We start from the raw sequence: 18,784 nt of genomic DNA on the forward strand, positions 1-18,784 counted from the left end.
TAATTTTGTAGATAAATAGAAATAGATAAATGGAAATCCAACCGAAAAGCGAGGGAACGAAATGAATCAAGAAAATGTTGGCATTAAAACACCTGAATTTGTCTCCCTACAATTCCAGCTTGCAGGTCTTGGCAGCCGAACGGCAGCATTTATTATTGACCAGCTCATTTTAACAGTTATCAATATATTAATCGTGATTGCTTTACTTTTTTATATGAATGGGATGTCATTCTTCTATATGCTGGAAATGAATTCACTCCCGATTGCTATTGCAATTATCCTTATTTTCCTTATCAATTGGGGCTATTTTTTTATATTTGAGTTTTTTTCAGGTGGGAAGACGATTGGCAAAAAAATCATTGGAATCCGTGTCATTCAAGAGAATGGACATAGCATCACACTGCTTTCTAGTTTTATTAGAAATTTACTTCGAATCATTGACTCATTGCCAGCCAATTACTTTCTAGGGCTTATCATGATTTTTTTTCATTCCAAACATAAAAGAATTGGAGATTTAGTTGCTGGTACGATCGTTGTTCATGAACAAAAAACAAAACAAGCAAAGAAGCAAACAGCAATTAAAAAGGAAATTGCACAAAGAGGGCTGACTAAAGAGGGGAGCAACTTTGAAGAATGGGGGATTAATTCTTTAGGCTCAAAGGAATGGCATTTGCTTAAAACATATAGCAACCGATTTGTTCATTTGCCGTTAGAAGAAAGAGGAGAGGTAACAAGAGAAATTGCTGCCATTCTACTCTTAAAGATTGGAATAATAATTGAGGGGAAAAGTATTCGTGAATTAGAAAACATCCTTCTTACACTTTATTTGGTGATGAAGGATGAATGGGAATTCGATCTATAAGATGCAAGGCAACCAGGAACAAACAACTCCTTCTGTAAAAAGGAGTTGTCAAAGTTAAAATTGTATATTATATTTAAACACATACAGTATTTAGTATCTTTTATTCATCTACAATACTAAATATAGATAATGACCAATAATAATGGTGTCTAAATAGACTTAATAGGGAATCTGGTGAAAATCCAGAACTGTACCCGCAACTGTAAATGCTGACGAAATAAGTAGATCCACTGTCTTTGGACGGGAAGGACTTAGAGTAGGTAGAAGCATGAGTCAGGAGACCTGCCATTTTTATAACGTATTATCTTCTTCGGGAGTTGGGAAGGTATAACGAGGGTAATCTTACTATTACAGTTTATTGCTACTGTTATATAGTTTATTCCGCGTTATTACACCCATCAACTTTGATGGGTTTTTTTGTTGTTAAACATCCATTTTAGCAGTAATCCTTCCTTTTCACGAAGCTTTGTATCTAATGTAAATGAAGAAAGGAGGAACAAGTTTGGAAGAAAAATTATCTGCAAGTATTTCTAGAACGATTCAAACAAAGCTTGTTTTGCCACCTGATACGAATCATATGGGCACAATCTTTGGAGGAACAGTGCTATCCTGCATTGATGAAATTGCAGCGATTACTGCTATGAAACATAGTAAAAAGGTCGTTGTGACTGCTTCTATCGATACTGTGAATTTTTTATCATCGGCAAAAGTGGGCGATATCTTAATTTTAGAAGGAGTAGTTATTTCGACCGGTCGAACATCGATGGAGGTATATGTGAAAGTAGAATGTCAAAATTTACAAACTGGTGAAAGGACGACTACCACTACCGCTATTCTTACGATGGTTGCTGTAAATAGTGATGGCATTCCGACTCCAGTAAATGGGGTGGAACCAGAAACGGAAGAGGAAAAAAGATTATTCATTCGTGCGAAAGATAGAAAAAAGAGACGTTTGAAAATAAATGATTAATCAGAGGTGAATACATATGATCATTCAAAGTCATTCCGAGAGAGATACCCTATTATCAGTGATGAAAAGAGCATCACAAAAATATCAATTAGACATGTCACAATATTTTGAAATGGTGGCAGAGCTAGAGGAGAATTCACTGTATGATCGATCACTCCATTATGCACTCAATCAAATTTCTATAGATGAGCCTAACTGGACGTTTGCAGCAGCTAATCTGTATTTAAATGAGCTATATCGTCAAACATCAGAAAAACGTGGATATCAGCACGAGAGCAATTACGGTGATTTTTATACACTTCTTTCTGAATTAACAACTATCGGAATTTATTCAAACGAGTTATTACAAAATTATACGAAGGATGAAATTGTAAATTTAGGAAGTGTAATTGATCCTGAAAGAGATCATCTTTTTAATTATATCGGGTTATTTTTATTAGCTGATCGATACCTTGCTAAAGACTATGAAGGAAATATTTATGAGCTGCCACAAGAAAGGTTCATGATTATTGCTATGACATTAATGAAAAATGAACAAAAGGATAAACGCCTCAACTATGTAAAGGATGCATATTGGGCATTAAGCAATTTATATATGACCGTTGCTACCCCAACCTTATCCAATGCTGGAAAAAGCTTTGGACAGCTCTCTTCCTGTTTTATTGATACAGTTGAAGATTCATTAGATGGCATCTACATGAATAATTGGGATATTGCTAGATTGAGTAAAGACGGGGGAGGTTTGGGGATTTATCTAGGAAAAGTACGTGCTCTCGGTTCAGATATTAAAAGATTCAAAGGGAATTCCTCAGGTGTTGTTCCTTGGATTCGGCTGATTAATGATACAGCAGTAAGTGTAGACCAACTTGGCCAAAGACAAGGAGCTGTAGCCGTTTATTTAGATGTTTTTCATAAAGACATTATGAATGGCTTTTTAGATTTAAAAACAAATAACGGTGACGAAAGAAGAAAAGCACATGATATTTTCACAGGAGTTTCCATTCCAAATCTGTTTATGAAGCAATTAAGTGAAATAGATGAAAATGGCAGAAGTGTTGGAGAATGGCATACATTTTGTCCGCATCAAGTTAAACAAATAATGGGATGGAAAGATGAAAAAGGAATCCCGTTAGGCCTTGAAGATTTTTATGATGAAATAGACGAACCATACTTCACAGAAAAATATGAAGAAGCAGTAAATCACCCACTACTTCCTCGAAAAACATACCGAGCAATGGATATTATGACAAGGATCATGATATCTCAATTAGAAACAGGAACTCCTTATATGTTTTATAGAGACGAAGCAAATCGGCAAAATCCGAACAAACATGTAAACGGAAGTGGACGTACTTCCATTTATTGCAGTAACTTATGTACAGAGATCACACAAAATATGTCTGCTACTACAATAGTAAAAGAATATAAGGATGAGGAAGGAAATATTATCATCGTCCGTAAACCTGGTGATTTTGTAGTTTGCAATTTATCATCGGTTAACCTTCCGAAAACAGTAAGAGAAAATGTATTAGAAAAACTAATACCTATTCAAATGAGAATGCTAGATAATGTGATCGACCTTAATTCAATTTCAGTTGGACAAGCTGAAGTAACGAATAAAAAATACCGTGCAGTAGGCTTGGGAACTTTCGGTTGGCATCATCTAATTGCCTTAAAGGGAATTTATTGGGAGTCAGAGGAGGCAGTTTCCTATGCGGATAGCCTATATGAAGATATTGCTTATTATACGATTCGAGCGTCTATGGAATTAGCAAAGGAAAAAGGGGCATACAGTCAGTTTGAAGGTTCTGAATGGCATACAGGTAAATATTTTGAGCGTAAAGGATATAAAACAGAAAGATGGAAGCAATTAATAAATGATGTGTCCCAAAATGGGGTCCGAAATGGCTGGATGATGGCTATTGCACCAAACTCTTCTACCGCAAAGATTGGAGGCTCCACAGATGGGATTGATCCATTGTATGCTGTCGAATATGCAGAAGAGAAGAAAAACTTTAAATTCAAAGTGACAGCACCTGACCTAGATCATAACAGTTACAATTACTATCGTCGCACTAGGCATTCATTAGACCAAATTTGGAGCATTCGGCAAAATGCAGCACGCCAGCATCATATTGATCAATCAATAAGCTTTAATATTTATGTACAACATAATATACGAGCGAAAGACCTCTTAAATCTTCATATGGAAGCTTGGAGCCAAGGCATAAAAACGACCTATTACGTTCGAAGCACCTCACAGTCCGAACTTGAAGAATGTGAAGCATGTCATAGTTAGTCAGAATAAACAAGGAGGTTGTCACTTCATGATTCATGCACCTTTAACCAAAATTAAATTATTAAATCCTGAGCATCCGAATAAATCAACTGGAGTAATTAACGGAAAATCTTCAGGTCTTCTTAATTGGAATGATATTGCTTACCCGCAAATGTACGATTTATACCAAACGCTGCTATCCAACTTTTGGAAGGCACAGGAAATTAATATGCAGGATGATATTAAACAATGGGACTCATTGAATGATCATGAAAAAGATGCTTTTTTACGTATTAATACACAACTTGCTTCACTAGACAGCCTGCAAACTCCAACTATGAGTCAGGTAATGGATTATGTGACAGACTCTAGCTTTAAAGCGATCTTTGCAGTTATTTCTCAACAAGAAGCTGTTCATACAGAATCATACTCTTATATACTTAGCTCACTTATTCCGCTTGGTGAACAAAATCAGCGGTTTAATCAAGCAAAAAGCGATCCGATCGTTCAGAAGCGAAATCAATTAATCCTACATGCTTACGAGGAATTTAGACAGGATCCTACACCGCAATCCTTATTTAAGCTAAGTGTGAACTCTATTAATCTAGAAGGCATATATTTCTATGCGGGCTTTGCCTTCTTCTATCATTTAGCTCGTCAGCAAAAAATGCTAAAAACAAGCACAATGATTAGTTATATTCAGCGAGACGAAATGCAGCATGCCTACTTTATTGCTCAATTTATACGCATTCTTTTAACAGAAAACCCCAAGCTGAATACAGAAGAAAATATTGAATATGTATATCAAGCAATCCATGAGGCTGTCACACTTGAAAAAGAGTGGGCAAATTACATTTTAGCTAATATTAAAGGAATCGATTTAAGAGAATTCGAGGGGTATGTTGAATATCTTGCTAACAAACGGTTAAGGCAAATTGGTTTAAAGAATCTTTATGAGGAAAGAAACAATCCGATGCCATGGATTCAAGTTTTTGGCGATGAAATGATGAATGACACAAAGTCAGATTTCTTTGAGCAAAAATCTAGAACGTATTCAAAGGTGTCATCATCTAATGGGTTTGATGAATTGTAAGATGAAAGTCGCGATTGTATACACGTCAATAACAGGAAATACGAAGGAATTGGCTAAGGAAATTTACCGTATTTGCAAAAGAAATTCATTAGACATTGATCTTTATAAAATGGATGAATTTCACGAAGCTTACTTATATCACTATCATGTATTAGCAATCGGAACCTATACATGGGGAAATGGGGAAATCCCTAAGGAAATGAAGAAACTATATCATGCACTTGAAGCACTTAATAGAAAAGAATTGATTACAGCAATTTTTGGAACAGGAGATAGTTTTTATCCGAACTATTGTGGAGCGGTCGATTTGTTTCGCGACATGCTTTACGTTCAAACAAGCTTGGCCGCAACTTTAAAGGTTGAGCTCCTATTACAAAAACAAGACGATGATCGCTGTGAAAGGTTCGTTGAATCAATCGTAAGACAAGCCAAGAAGAGCTCATTAGCACCGGTTTAAAATTATAGAAGAATAGCTCAACATAATAAGCACACCTATTGAAATCGTGATTTCTATATGATTATCAAAGAAATTGCGATTTCAAAGGAGGCTTTTTAGGGGAAATCCCACATTATTAATGCCAATAATTGAGAAGCAAGTAGCATGTTAAATCTTAATTATCCTGCAAACTAGTATCCTTAGACTGAATCACTTCGGAAATTGCGGCTGTTAAACTATTTGAACCTTTTGCATCAAGCCCCATTTCCCAAAGCATCATCCCTCCAAAGCCATGATTGAGGGATACTTCTGTTTTCTTTTGCATCGTCGCTTCTCCATTATAGTGATAAATGGTTCCGTTCATATTGACAGTATCTTTAAGAGAATTCTTCGGATTATCATTAATAAGGGCGGCATATGATACTTGTTTGCTGTTCGGGTCTTCAGGCTGTGCATAAAATGGTACACCAAGGACAAGTTTTTCTCTCGGATAACCATGTTCATCAAAAAGGTTCGACCAATAGTCAACAATATTTTCAACAAATGGATATGGTGATAAATTCGCCGCTTCATACCCACCATCCCATTGGCCATCATATGCCATAATATTTACATGATCGACATACTGAAACATCAATGGATCATAGACTACCATGCCAAGCTCAGTTCCTGATTGACTATGAATCTTCGAATGAACGGCAATAGAAAGCTCCTTGTCAATTGGCTGCAGTTCTATGCTTAATTCTTTCATGAGCGCATTTAAGTATGCAGCATCTTCATCGGAACGTGGATGTTCAAAATCAATATCAATTCCATCTATACTCTCTTTTTCTATTAGAGCAATTAGTTCTTTTACAAGCTTAGTTCTAGAAGTAGATTGGGCAATCGCCTCTTTAAAATATTCATACGATTCTCCACCATTCAAATGAAACCAACCACCAACGGCTAGAAGTACTTTAGTATCATGCTTCTTTGCTTTCTCTACAACTGCACGTAAATGATTTAAAGCAGTCTCTCCATTAAGATGAATGCTTCCATCTTTCATAGGATGGGCAAAGGAGAAAATCACATGAGATAATGGACGATAATCTATTTCATCTGGATCACGAAAATCCTGAACATAGCCCATTATTACATTTGATTTTGGCTGTATGATTTTCGGTTTTTTCTTCTGTTCAACTGTTTTTGTAGACTGAGGGTTTTGACCGTTATTTTTTATATCATCCATGTTAGTATTCGAAGAGAAGAAGGAGCCTGTTATGCAGCCTGCCGTAAAAGTAATGATAATAATTAAGATCCAATAAGCTCTTTTCATTTAACCCCTCCTTATAAAACGATTAATCCTTAAAAGTGTAACAAAAAAAGGATAGGAGCAGAGGTGGTAATATTAAACAAAAAAGCTAAAAGAATGTGGACTACATTCTTTTAGCTTTTCTTTATTTTTGAAGGATTATTAATTTTATAGGACACTGGGACTGCAACAATAAATTCTTCCTCGATCTCTTTGCCACTCGGTAATTTCTTTTTAACAATTTTTCCATCAAATTCAAGCTTCTCACCAGGCTGAAGTTCAAATTTCTTTAATGTTTTTGAGTGTGCACACCAAGCGAGTCCAACTTCGAGAGAGTTTTCTTCGTGGATCATCACATTTTCTAAGACAACAACTTCATCATTTTCTTCATTAAAATGATTCCAGCTTAAAGCAAATTGCTTCACCGTTGCTGTAAAGTGTACTTTTTCTTCAGGTAACACTATTTTAGTTGGCTTTTCTTTTATTGGTGTTTCTTTCTTAACAGCTACCGGTTGTGCTGCTACTTTTTTAACTGGTGGAGGGGACGCTTCCACATTAGTGATTGGTGCCTTTCCAAAGCTTGCGGCTTGCATTTCCTTCAGATATGCAGGATGTATACAGGTTAAATGTCCATCAAGGAATTCAACAACAATTGTATTAAATTCACCTGTTGGTCCATATTCCTCATAGCCAATAATTGTTACAAGGCGCTGATGATCTTTATCCTTATACCAGAATTCTTTTTTTACATCTTTTGCTGCTGACAAACCCCATTCTCTAACCTTTTCAGCATAATGTGCTTCATCAGTGAATCGTTCAAATTCACGCTGAGGTGGCAAATATGTCGTTCGATTTGCATCTTCTATATGTGGCAAAGTGATTGCCATAGTCACACATCCTTTCATTATTATTGTATCATTTTAACAGGTTCGTTCTAGTCTTATACAGAGAATTATGAAGATGGGGTTTCCTTCTTTTGTTATAATGTATTTTATTAGTATTAGTTCCCGAGTAGAAAGGATATAACATGAACAAAACGATTGGCATTTTAGCACATGTTGATGCTGGGAAAACAACTTTTTCCGAACAGCTTCTTTACCATACAAATAGAATCAAACATAGAGGAAGAGTTGACCATCATAATGCATTTCTTGATAGTCATGAAATAGAACGGCAGCGAGGAATTACCGTATTTGCAGATCAAGCCATGCTCAACTATCATAATTCTACCTTTTATCTTATCGATACTCCAGGCCATATTGATTTTTCACCAGAAATGGAACGATCCATGCAAGTAATGGATTACGCGATTGTACTCATTAGTGCTGTAGAAGGAATTCAAGCTCATACTGAAACAGTATGGGAGTTATTAAGAAAATATCAAATCCCAACCTTTTTCTTTATTAATAAGACCGATCGAGTAGGCGCGAATATAGAAAAAATTATTGAGAGTATTCGAGATAACTTAACGGATGCTGTAGTAGAAATTACGGACTCCTTTATAGAAGGGGAAATGGGTGAATCCCTTATTGAATTTGTTGCAGAACGGAATGAAGAACTTTTGGATCGATATGTTGAATCCGGTTATGAGAAAAAGCGCTGGCAGGAAGCATTTATAGAAATGATAAAGCAAAATCAAGTATTTCCGTGTGCTTGGGGCTCGGCTCTGCAAGATATTGGCATTGTCAATTTCCTAGATGCTTTTAATAAACTAACAACTACCAATTACTCAATAAAGGAAGCATTTACTGGCCGTGTTTATAAAGTACGACATGATGAAAATGGCACGCGAATTACGTATATAAAAGCAATTAGCGGCACATTAAAAGTCAGAGATGAAATAACCTACGGGGAGATTACAGAGAAAATAACACAAATGCGCATATATAATGGAAACAAGTATACATCCGTTTCCAAAGTGGAGGCTGGTGAACTTTTTGCTGTTACTGGTTTATCTATGGCAACTGTTGGTACGGGCATAGGTTGTAGCTTAGATGCCGAATTTGGCGAAATGATTCCTACATTAAAATCAAAAGTACTTATCAAGTCAGCGATAAATATGAAAGAAGCATTACGATATTTCAACATATTAAATGCGGAGGATCCTTCTTTAAATGTCATTTGGGATGAAAGCTTACAGCAAATACATATCCATGTGATGGGGACTATTCAATTAGAAGTATTGCAACAAATGATCTTAGAACGCTTCCAATTAGAAGTTGCATTTAATGATCCAGAAATATTGTATAAAGAAACAATCGAGTCAAAAGTAATCGGCTACGGGCATTTCGAACCGTTAGGCCATTACGCCGAAGTACATCTACGAATAGAGCCTGGAGAAAGAAATACAGGAATTACATTCAATAATGCCTGTCATGCAGATGACTTATCGATAGGGCATCAGCATTTAATTCAGCAGCATCTTTTGGAACAAGATCATCATGGTTTATTAACAGGCTCTCCACTAACTGATGTAAAAATCACATTACTGACTGGACAAGCTCACAACAAGCATACATCTGGTGGAGATTTTAGAGAGGCTACTTATCGCGCATTAAGACAAGGGCTAGAAAAAGCAGCAAATTTGGTGCTTGAACCAATTTATGAATTTAAAATTATAGTCGATTTGGAACTGATAGGACGTGTAATGTCAGACATCCAAGCATCTTTTGGAAAATTTGACCCACCTAACACAGTAGGGGAGAGAGCAATAATTACAGGAACAGTGCCGGTAGCCACTTTCATGAATTACAGCACACAGCTGGCTGCTTTCACAAAAGGCAAAGGATCGATTCGTCTTGCATTTGCTGGCTATAATCACTGTCATAATCAAAAGGAAGTGATTGAACAAATTGACTATGACAAAAATGCCGACCCGAAATATACTTCCACTTCTATCTTTTGTTCAAAAGGACAGGGATATCCTGTCCCTTGGGATGAGGCTGAAAAAGAAATGCATTGTAGTAAAAAATGATTATAAACATTGCTTACAATGATTTGAATCACAAACCTTCATAGGTTTTAATGGTATTTTTATTTATGAGAAAAATTATCAATTATATAAAATTAGCCATTAATTATGAAGGAGAATCATTATGAGCGAATTCATTAATAACCGTGAATTAAAAACAACGACAAATCCAATCGAACGTTTAACTATTTTAAGACAAATTTTCAAGGATCTTTACAATGGAAAAAATATAAATGAAGTAAAAGCACATTTTGACGCCTTTATCGGAAAGGTAACTGTTGAGGAAATATCACAGCTAAAGCATGAGGAAATGCTCGATAGTGATTTACCCGTAGAAGAAATTCAAAGACTATACAGCTTACACACTGATATTTTCAGAGGTTCGATTGAAACGCCTACTCGCAATAACCGTCCAGAAGATGAGCCAGGGCACCCTGTTCATACATTTATTTTAGAAAATAAAGCAATTGATCAACTGATTCAATCAAGAGTTCAAGTGAACTATGAGAAGTTTCTACAGGAAGATAGTGAAGAAAATATCTACAAGCTACTAGAAGATATCAATCTTTTATTAGATATCGATAAACATTATAGCCGAAAAGAAAATTTAATTTTCCCGTATTTAGAGAAATACGGCATTTACGGCCCAACAAATAATATGTGGAGAATCGATGACTTTATTAGAGATTCAATTAAAGAAGCAAGACAAAAATTATCAGAATATGATGGGGATAAACAGACTATTGCAAGCGTGATGAATTTTATAATTCAAGAAGTAACGAATATGATCTATCGCGAAGAAAATATTCTTTTCCCTATGGCTTTACAGAATTTAACAGAAGATGAATGGGTGAAAATTGCTCATGAAAGCGATGAAATAGGCTTCTGTTTAACGGGACCAGCCAATGTATGGAAACCAGAACGAAATCATCTCGATGAGAAGGCCATATCTGAAGGCTATATAAAAATGGAAACAGGATTACTATCTTTAAAACAGCTAGAACTGCTATTAAATCATCTTCCTGTTGATATTACCTTCATTGACCAAGATGATGTCGTTCGCTATTTCTCACATGGGAAAGAAAGAATTTTTGCAAGAACGAAAGCAGTCATTGGACGAACTGTACAAAACTGCCACCCACCTAGAAGCGTCCATGTAGTGGAAGAACTATTAGAAGATTTTAAATCTGGGAAGAAAGATACAGAAGATTTCTATATCAAGTTCCGTGATAAATATGTATATATTCGATATTTTGCTGTAAGAGCTGAAAATGGAGAATATGTAGGTACGTTAGAATTCACACAAAATATTGATCCAATTCAAGCGATCAATGGAGAAAAACGGATCTTATCATAGGAAAGTAATCGACCTAGCACAAATTTGTGCTAGGTTATTTTTATTGTGCGATCCCCACTCTATATTTTCCTTCTGCCTGAGGTAACGTTTCCATATTACTTTTCCTCTTAATAATTTCCCAAACTATCACATTTCTACATTTTTTTTGCTGAACATATGCTAAGTTAAGAATCAAACTTCCAGATTTTTTAATAGAACACCTTTCGTGAATTATACATATTGAATAATAAGAGGACAACATCATTTAACAGTTTGTATAATGCAAACAGTTAAAGATAATAGTAGAATAAACTCAAACTTCTGATTTTTCCGTTTATTCGGAAAATAAATAACCACTTACTTCTCTTTAACTCGTTTGAAAGCGCTTCCTAACTTATTTAAGATTAGTAAATCAATATTGAAGGAGGATTATTCATGTCTGATCTAGTGAAAATTGGCTTAATACAGGCTTCCAACGATGTGGATGGAAATGAACCAGTAGAGGTTCATAAGCAAACAGCAATTGAAAAACATATAAAACTTGTTCGTGAAGCAAAAGCAAAAAGTGCTCAAATCATCTGTTTACAAGAAATATTCTATGGCCCCTATTTTTGCTCCGAGCAAAATACAAAATGGTACGATGCTGCAGAAGAAATCCCAAATGGACCAACAACGAAACTGTTTCAAGAACTTGCAAAGGAACTAGAAATCGTCATTGTGTTACCTATTTATGAGAGAGAAGGAATTGCTACATATTACAATACAGCAGCTGTCATCGATGCAGATGGTTCTTATTTAGGGAAATATCGAAAACAGCATATCCCTCATGTAGGTGTAGGAAATAAAGGCTATGGATTTTGGGAGAAGTTCTATTTTAAACCAGGAAATTTAGGCTATCCCGTTTTTGATACCGCATTTGCTAAGGTTGGCGTTTATATTTGCTATGATCGCCATTTCCCTGAAGGTGCTAGAATACTAGGTTTAAAAGGGGCAGAAGTCATATTAAATCCTTCTGCAACAGTTGCTGGACTTTCTGAATATTTATGGAAACTTGAACAGCCGGCCCATGCTGTAGCAAACGGGTACTATTTAGGCGCAATTAACCGTGTTGGAACGGAAGGACCATGGAATATGGGGGAATTTTACGGACAATCTTATCTAGTTGACCCAAGAGGGAACTTCGTTGCGATGGCAAGTCGTGATAAGGATGAAGTAATTATTGGGGAAATGAACAAGAAACTAATTAGAGAGGTTCGCGATACTTGGCAATTTTACCGTGACAGACGGCCAGAAACATATGAGGAAATGTCTGCTCTTTTACCTTAATCAAGCAACTGTCAACCAGCAAAAAATGAAGAGCAATCAAATTGCTGCCAAAGGAGGCTAACGATTATGAGTACTAGAAATCAAACATCCGGATGTGTTGAAGACTTATCAACAAATTTTCAAGAGGTATATCCTGGACTAACGAAGCAAGAAGCAATAGAAGAATCCAATCGTTGCTTGTTTTGCTATGATGCACCATGTATAACGGCTTGCCCAACAGGTATTGATATCCCTACTTTTATCAAAAAAATTGCTTCTGATAATGTGAAGGGCTCCGCGAAAACAATCATGACTGCAAACCCAATTGGAGCCAGTTGTGCGCGCGTCTGTCCAACAGAAGAATTATGTGAGGGTGCTTGTGTGCTCAATCATTCTACAAAGCCAATTATGATTGGTAATTTGCAGAGATATGCAACAGATTGGGCAATAAAAAATGAACAAGTATTATTTAAACCAGGCAAAAAGAATGGTCATACTGTTGCTATTGTTGGTGGTGGCCCAGCAGGCTTAGCTGCTGCTAGAGAGCTTGGTCTTCTAGGCTATGATGTGACAATCTTTGAAGCGGAGGAACATGCTGGTGGATTGAATACTTATGGAATTGTTTCCTTTAGATTGCCACAGGAAATTTCCTTCTGGGAGGTTGACCAAGTTAAGAGTTTAGACGTAAAAATCAAGACCAATACGAAAGTAGGCAAGGATATATCTGTAAATGAACTGCTAGAAAACTATGAAATAGTTATTCTGGCAATTGGAATGTCTAATGTTCCAGATGTAGGAATTGAAGGAGAAAATTTTGCTGGAGTTTATGATGCCATTCAATTCGTTAAGGACACAAAAACAAAACCAATCTCAGAAAAGTTCCTCGGTAAGCGTGTCGTAGTAATTGGGGCTGGAAACACAGCAATTGATGGGGCTACTTGCTCAGTTCGCCTCGGTGCTGAAAATGTGAAAATTCTTTATCGACGGACCATTGCAGAAATGACAGCATACGAATTTGAGTATGAATTTGCTAAGCAAGAAGGGGTTGAATTTCGATGGCTTACAGCTCCACAACGAATAATTGGGGATGAAAATGGCCATGTAAAGGCCATTGAATGCATCAAAATGGAATTAACTGAACCTGGAGAGGATGGCCGACGTCGCCCCGTCCCTATTGAAGGTTCTGAGTTTACTCTAGAAGTTGATGCGGTGATTAAAGCCATTGGGCAATCAAGATATATTCAACTGATAGATGATTTTGGATTAGCACATAATGATGGTGTTGTGAAAATTGATCCTCACACCTATCAAACTTCAAACAATAGAGTGTTTGCATGTGGGGATGTCATTTTTGGTAAAGGGCAAGGTGAAGCAATGGTTGTTTCTGCTGCTCAGCAAGGAAAAGATACCGCTTATGCAATCCATAAGCTTCTATCAAATTCAGTTTCAGAAACGGCTTAACCTATAAGAAATAGGAATGAAAAAGGGAGGTATGAGAATGGCAGACTTACGGATAAATTTAGCTGGAATTGAATCACCGAACCCATTTTGGTTAGCTTCTGCTCCTCCAACAAATTCGGGATATCAAGTTCAGCGTGCATTTGAGGCTGGTTGGGGTGGAGCCGTATGGAAAACATTAGGTGATCCTATATTGAATGTATCCTCTCGTTTCGCAGCAGTTAGCTTTAACGGTCAAAAGGTAGCTGGCTTCAATAATATTGAATTGATTACAGACCGACCACTTGAAGTGAATCTAAAAGAAATCTACGAAACGAAAAAGAAGTTTCCTAATCATGCAATTATTGCTTCGTTAATGGTCGAACCTAAACAAGAAAAATGGCATGAAATCGTTAAAAAAGTAGAAGCGATCGGGGTAGATGGACTAGAACTGAATTTTGGCTGTCCTCATGGCATGGCCGAGCGAGGGATGGGGGCTGCTTCTGGTCAAGTACCTGAATTAGTAGAAAAGCAAACATATTGGGTAAAAGAAGTAGCAAAAACCCCTGTCATCGTCAAACTTACTCCAAATATTACAGATATAACGGTTACAGCAGAAGCTGCTGTGAATGGTGGAGCAGATGCAATTAGCATGATTAATACGATTAATAGTTTAGCAGGGGTTGATATTCATTCCTGGGATACGATTCCACATGTTGGTGGAAAGGGAGCTCATGGGGGCTACTGTGGCCCAGCTGTCAAACCAATTGCTCTTCATATGGTTGGCGATTGTGCTAGAAACCCACGGATAAATATTCCGATTTCTGGAATTGGGGGAATTTCCAATTGGCAAAATGCGGTTGAATACATGCTGATGGGAGCAACTGGCGTACAGGTTTGTACGGCTGCCATGCACCATGGTTTCCGAATTGTCGAGGATATGATCGACGGCCTGAATAACTATTTAGATGAAAAAGGCATTGCCTCAGCGATGGATATCGTTGGAAAATCTGTCCGTAAATATTCGGATTGGGGAGATCTTGACCTTAACTATAAGATTGTTGCACAAATAAATAATGATGTTTGTATTAATTGTAATAAGTGTCATATTGCCTGTGAAGATACCTCTCATCAATGCATTGACATGCTGATGGATGAACATGGAAACAACATTTTAAGAGTTAGAGAAGAAGATTGTGTGGGCTGTAATCTATGTTCGATCGTTTGTCCAGTTGATGGTGCAATTGACATGGTTGAAATGCCATCTGGCCTTCCAGTTATGACTTGGAATGAACGTCAAGCTGCTCTAGGTGCCGTCTCATGTAGTGTAGATCCAATAAGTAAATAATCATTTCAAGGAGGTAAATATGAAAAAGATAATTAAAAATGGCACAATTGTTACTGCAACAGATACATTCCAAGCTGATATTTTAGTGAAAAATGGAGTGATCCACCTGATTGGAGAAAACCTTGTCGATCAGGACGCTGAAATTGTAGATGTAAATGGCTGTTACGTTTTTCCAGGAGGAATTGACCCACATACACATTTAGAAATGCCCTTTGGAGGGACAGTTACAAAGGATGATTTTGAGACTGGTACAATTGCAGCTGCCTTTGGCGGAACAACAACAGTTATCGATTTTTGCCTAACAAACAAAGGGGAGCCTTTACAAAACGGGATCAAAACATGGCATGCAAAGTCTAAGGAAAAGGCAGTAATTGATTACGGATTTCATCTTATGATTGGGGAGGTAAATGAAGCTGTATTAAATGAACTTCCATCCATTATTGAAAATGAAGGCATCACCTCTTTTAAAGTATTTATGGCTTACAAAAATGTATTGCAAGCGGATGATGAAACATTGTTCCAAACACTTGTTACAGCAAAGAAGCTTGGTGCACTCGTGATGGTTCATGCTGAAAATGGGGATGTTATCGATTATTTAGTTAAAAAGGCGTTAAAAGAAGGAAAAACAGATCCAATCTACCATGCGCTAACAAGGCCACAAGAAATTGAAGGAGAAGCAACTGGAAGAGCAGCAACATTTACAGGGCTAGCTAATTCTCAACTGTATGTTGTACATGTTTCATGTGCAGATGCTGCCCGAAAAATTGCAGAAGCAAGAGAAAACGGCGTGGATGTATGGGGAGAAACATGTCCACAGTATTTAGTATTAGATCAATCCTATCTTGAAAAACCAAATTTTGAAGGGGCAAAATATGTCTGGTCCCCGCCTTTACGCGAAAAATGGAATCAAGATGTTTTATGGAATGCATTAAAAACAGGACAGCTTCAAACAGTTGGATCAGATCAATGCTCATTCGATTTCAAAGGACAGAAAGATCTTGGGAAAGATGATTTTTCTAAAATTCCTAATGGGGGGCCAATCATTGAGGATCGTTTAAGTATTCTATTTTCTGAAGGGGTGAAAAAAGGCCGCATCTCATTGAACCAATTTGTTGACATTACCTCAACAAGAATTGCTAAATTGTTTGGTTTATATCCGAAAAAAGGAACAATCGCAGTTGGTGTTGATGCAGACATTGTCATCTTTGATCCATCCGTTGAGAGAACCATTTCCGCAGAAACTCATCATATGGCGGTGGACTATAGTGCTTTTGAAGGAATGAAGGTAACGGGTGAGCCTATATCTGTATTATCTAGGGGAGAATTTGTTATTAAAAATAAGCAGTTTGTTGGAAAACTTGGTGCTGGACAGTATTTAAAACGAGCAAAATATAATGAGCAGCTTCAAGTACAAGAAAATAAATCGGTTCCCATTTAAGCAATGACCTAAGATGAGGGAGGGGAGGGTGACTACTCTCATTCATCTTAGGTACTCTTTAAGAATAAGAAGTATGTAATCAATATTCAGAATATTAAAAATACAATTAAATAGGGGTGCTCAATGAAACAGAATGGAAATTATTTAAAGTCTCCTGATTTGCTGCCAATTTCTCATGGTGACCGGAAGATTAGTCCCTTTGGCTTTACTGTTATTTGGATAGGAATGGCAGTTGTTTTGGCTGCCTTTGCAATCGGTGGTGCTGGAATCCAAACATTGCCACTTGGGTGGGTCATTGTTGCCACAATTATAGGATCTGTTTTAATTGGTATTTTCATGACTATTATTGGTGATATCGGTGTTGAGCATGGACTTTCTTTTCCAGTTTATATGAGAGCCCCATTTGGTACAATAGGTACCCATATTCCATCATTAGTACGTGGGATTACCGCTTCCTGTTGGTTTGGAATCAATACTTATTTCGGGGCAACTGCAATGAATGCCATACTATTTACTCTAATTGGCTTTGATAACTGGTTTATATGCTTTCTTATTTTTGCAGCCGCACAATTAATTAATACTGCCCTTGGGATCAAGGCAATTGAGCGATTTGCAGATCTAGCCGCTCCAACAATTATTCTCATATCAGTATGGATGTATCTCTCTCTTTCAGATAAAGCTCTAGAGCAAGGAAGAGATGTTTGGACTTGGGTGGAGAATCCTGTAACAGGTGGTGCTGCTATTACTGCTTTTATGGTTGTAGTCATGAGTAATATGGGCTTTTGGGCCACTCTTGCTGCTGATATGCCTTCCTTATCAAGATTCTTTAAGGCGCCAAAAAATGAACGGAATTGGTTTAAACGGAATAAGGCACAAATTGCAGGAAGCATTATTGCCATGCCAATCGTGAACACTTTCATGGTTATTATCGGTGCTGTGTCCTATGTTGCAGTTATGAACTATGACCCTGTTGTTGGACTACAGGAAGCAGCAAGTGGAATTGTGCTTGGTGTTCTTTTGCTAATGATTGTTTTTGCACAGTGGTCAACTAATACTTCTGCCAATGTTGTACCTGCAGCTACTATTTTCTCTAATGTCGGTGGACCTAAAGTTCCATTTTGGGCAGGGGTTATTATTGCGGGTATCGTAGGGATTGTCGTTCAGCCATGGAGTTTATTTGATGTAATCATTCCTGCATTGCTCATTATTGGGGGAATTCTATCTGCTATTGTTGGAATTTTATTTACAGATTATTATGTTCTAAGAAAAAGACGGGTGAATGTCCAAGAACTATATGAAGATAATGGCCAATTTAAATACACGAATGGCGTGAACTGGGCAGGCATGATCGCTTGGATTATCGGTGGCCTTGCTGCTTATTGGTTATCTGCTTATTCTTTCTTTGTTGGCTTTGGTGTTGGAGCGATCATCTATTATTTCTTAGCAAAATACTGGTATTTCAATAAATACAAACAAGCGGAAATTGAAGATCCCAATGACGAGAAATATTTAGGAATCACTGTTGGGCGTGATTGGAAAATTGATACAACTGAAACGGTTATTATTGAAGAAACAGTCAATACGCAAATTTAAATAAAGCGATGATTCCAACAGAGGGGATTTACTTTCATTCCCTCTGGAGCTTAGTTGCATCACTCTATAAGGGGGAAACATAGATGTCGGATTATCAAACTTTTTTACAAGAGAGAGATCAAATCGATTACTTCACTCAGAAGGGATATCGAATTAAAAATATCACTGAAAATTTAAGTGGGGCATTTGTTGAATTTGAAAGAGAATCTAAAGAAAGTAAAGAATTCAATAAGGAAACTTTGCATATTTTAACGGCTGATGGAAGAAAGTATTTTTCTGTTGTGCTAATAAATCAACAAAAAGAAGGAGCATAAACAACTACTTCAACCGAATCATTTTAATAATAGCTGATAAATCTATCAACGTTTATCAGCTATTATTATTTAAAATTCAAAATATACTGATAATTATTATGCACTTTGTCCA

15 protein-coding genes and 1 riboswitch are annotated in these 18,784 nt (G+C 36.9%); of the genes, 13 read left to right on the forward strand and 2 right to left on the reverse strand.

The genetic code is table 11. From position 1 onward, the window contains the following. The first annotated feature begins 61 nt into the window (after nt 1–61). The 5 genes from J2Z40_RS01845 to J2Z40_RS01865 all read left to right on the forward strand — a co-directional run bounded on the left by J2Z40_RS01845 (nt 62) and on the right by J2Z40_RS01865 (nt 5,660). Nucleotides 62–862, forward strand: coding sequence for an RDD family protein (locus J2Z40_RS01845; protein ID WP_066394252.1), 801 nt, complete (start codon nt 62–64; stop codon nt 860–862). Nucleotides 863–988: 126 nt separating this feature from the next. Then, a riboswitch (cobalamin riboswitch) is annotated at nt 989–1,166 on the forward strand. Between the two features lie 198 nt (nt 1,167–1,364). Continuing rightward, complete coding sequence (locus tag J2Z40_RS01850; protein ID WP_066394250.1) at nt 1,365–1,832, forward strand: acyl-CoA thioesterase; 468 nt, start codon at nt 1,365–1,367, stop codon at nt 1,830–1,832. Nucleotides 1,833–1,848: 16 nt separating this feature from the next. Continuing rightward, nucleotides 1,849–4,131 (forward strand): ribonucleoside-diphosphate reductase subunit alpha, encoded by a 2,283-nt coding sequence (locus J2Z40_RS01855; protein WP_066394244.1) that lies wholly within the window; start codon nt 1,849–1,851, stop codon nt 4,129–4,131. Between the two features lie 28 nt (nt 4,132–4,159). Then, a complete protein-coding gene (locus J2Z40_RS01860) occupies nt 4,160–5,203 on the forward strand; it encodes a ribonucleotide-diphosphate reductase subunit beta (RefSeq protein ID WP_066394242.1) in 1,044 nt (347 codons plus the stop codon). After that, on the forward strand, nt 5,184–5,660 hold the full coding sequence (locus J2Z40_RS01865; protein ID WP_245349934.1) for a flavodoxin domain-containing protein: 477 nt from the start codon (nt 5,184–5,186) through the stop codon (nt 5,658–5,660). The genes J2Z40_RS01860 and J2Z40_RS01865 overlap by 20 nt, the downstream gene beginning before the upstream one ends. Before the next feature lie 154 nt (nt 5,661–5,814). Here J2Z40_RS01865 and J2Z40_RS01870 read toward each other — a convergent pair whose 3' ends face one another. After that, a complete protein-coding gene (locus tag J2Z40_RS01870; RefSeq protein ID WP_066394240.1) occupies nt 5,815–6,954 on the reverse strand; it encodes a glycoside hydrolase family 18 protein in 1,140 nt (379 codons plus the stop codon). A gap of 110 nt (nt 6,955–7,064) precedes the next feature. Beyond that, nucleotides 7,065–7,817, reverse strand: coding sequence for a hypothetical protein (locus J2Z40_RS01875; RefSeq protein ID WP_066394238.1), 753 nt, complete (start codon nt 7,815–7,817; stop codon nt 7,065–7,067). 140 nt (nt 7,818–7,957) lie between these two features. Here J2Z40_RS01875 and J2Z40_RS01880 point away from each other — a divergent pair, with 140 nt between their 5' ends. From J2Z40_RS01880 to J2Z40_RS01915, 8 genes are all read left to right on the forward strand, one after another. Further along, nucleotides 7,958–9,904 (forward strand): GTP-binding protein, encoded by a 1,947-nt coding sequence (locus J2Z40_RS01880; protein ID WP_066394237.1) that lies wholly within the window; start codon nt 7,958–7,960, stop codon nt 9,902–9,904. Nucleotides 9,905–10,025: 121 nt separating this feature from the next. Further along, nucleotides 10,026–11,258, forward strand: a complete 1,233-nt coding sequence (locus tag J2Z40_RS01885; protein ID WP_066394235.1) for a DUF438 domain-containing protein — start codon at nt 10,026–10,028, stop codon at nt 11,256–11,258. 414 nt (nt 11,259–11,672) lie between these two features. Next, entirely contained in the window at nt 11,673–12,563 is an 891-nt protein-coding gene (locus tag J2Z40_RS01890) for a nitrilase-related carbon-nitrogen hydrolase (RefSeq protein WP_066394234.1), read from the forward strand. A gap of 66 nt (nt 12,564–12,629) precedes the next feature. Further along, a complete protein-coding gene (locus J2Z40_RS01895) occupies nt 12,630–14,003 on the forward strand; it encodes an NAD(P)-dependent oxidoreductase (protein WP_066394232.1) in 1,374 nt (457 codons plus the stop codon). A 37-nt stretch (nt 14,004–14,040) separates the two neighbouring features. Then, a complete protein-coding gene (gene preA / locus J2Z40_RS01900) occupies nt 14,041–15,327 on the forward strand; it encodes an NAD-dependent dihydropyrimidine dehydrogenase subunit PreA (protein ID WP_066394230.1) in 1,287 nt (428 codons plus the stop codon). 19 nt (nt 15,328–15,346) lie between these two features. After that, complete coding sequence (gene hydA / locus J2Z40_RS01905) at nt 15,347–16,765, forward strand: dihydropyrimidinase (RefSeq protein ID WP_066394228.1); 1,419 nt, start codon at nt 15,347–15,349, stop codon at nt 16,763–16,765. Between the two features lie 123 nt (nt 16,766–16,888). Continuing rightward, a complete protein-coding gene (locus J2Z40_RS01910; protein WP_066394226.1) occupies nt 16,889–18,358 on the forward strand; it encodes an NCS1 family transporter in 1,470 nt (489 codons plus the stop codon). A gap of 83 nt (nt 18,359–18,441) precedes the next feature. Continuing rightward, nucleotides 18,442–18,672: a hypothetical protein gene (locus tag J2Z40_RS01915; protein ID WP_066394225.1), complete on the forward strand. Its 231-nt coding sequence runs from the start codon at nt 18,442–18,444 to the stop codon at nt 18,670–18,672. Nucleotides 18,673–18,784: the final 112 nt, after the last annotated feature.

This window comes from Cytobacillus eiseniae, assembly GCF_017874625.1.
GTDB lineage: Bacteria > Bacillota > Bacilli > Bacillales > Cytobacillaceae > Cytobacillus > Cytobacillus eiseniae.

What these genes read in the sequence shown, in the direction of transcription:
- hydA (WP_066394228.1), top strand. Translation starts at nt 15,347, where the DNA reads ATGAAAAAGATAATTAAAAATGGCACAATTGTTACTGCAACAGATACA.
- J2Z40_RS01870 (WP_066394240.1), bottom strand. Translation starts at nt 6,954, where the DNA reads ATGAAAAGAGCTTATTGGATCTTAATTATTATCATTACTTTTACGGCA.
- J2Z40_RS01885 (WP_066394235.1), top strand. Translation starts at nt 10,026, where the DNA reads ATGAGCGAATTCATTAATAACCGTGAATTAAAAACAACGACAAATCCA.
- J2Z40_RS01880 (WP_066394237.1), top strand. Translation starts at nt 7,958, where the DNA reads ATGAACAAAACGATTGGCATTTTAGCACATGTTGATGCTGGGAAAACA.
- J2Z40_RS01845 (WP_066394252.1), top strand. Translation starts at nt 62, where the DNA reads ATGAATCAAGAAAATGTTGGCATTAAAACACCTGAATTTGTCTCCCTA.
- J2Z40_RS01865 (WP_245349934.1), top strand. Translation starts at nt 5,184, where the DNA reads ATGGGTTTGATGAATTGTAAGATGAAAGTCGCGATTGTATACACGTCA.
- J2Z40_RS01855 (WP_066394244.1), top strand. Translation starts at nt 1,849, where the DNA reads ATGATCATTCAAAGTCATTCCGAGAGAGATACCCTATTATCAGTGATG.
- J2Z40_RS01910 (WP_066394226.1), top strand. Translation starts at nt 16,889, where the DNA reads ATGAAACAGAATGGAAATTATTTAAAGTCTCCTGATTTGCTGCCAATT.
- J2Z40_RS01895 (WP_066394232.1), top strand. Translation starts at nt 12,630, where the DNA reads ATGAGTACTAGAAATCAAACATCCGGATGTGTTGAAGACTTATCAACA.
- J2Z40_RS01875 (WP_066394238.1), bottom strand. Translation starts at nt 7,817, where the DNA reads ATGGCAATCACTTTGCCACATATAGAAGATGCAAATCGAACGACATAT.
- J2Z40_RS01915 (WP_066394225.1), top strand. Translation starts at nt 18,442, where the DNA reads ATGTCGGATTATCAAACTTTTTTACAAGAGAGAGATCAAATCGATTAC.
- J2Z40_RS01860 (WP_066394242.1), top strand. Translation starts at nt 4,160, where the DNA reads ATGATTCATGCACCTTTAACCAAAATTAAATTATTAAATCCTGAGCAT.
- preA (WP_066394230.1), top strand. Translation starts at nt 14,041, where the DNA reads ATGGCAGACTTACGGATAAATTTAGCTGGAATTGAATCACCGAACCCA.
- J2Z40_RS01890 (WP_066394234.1), top strand. Translation starts at nt 11,673, where the DNA reads ATGTCTGATCTAGTGAAAATTGGCTTAATACAGGCTTCCAACGATGTG.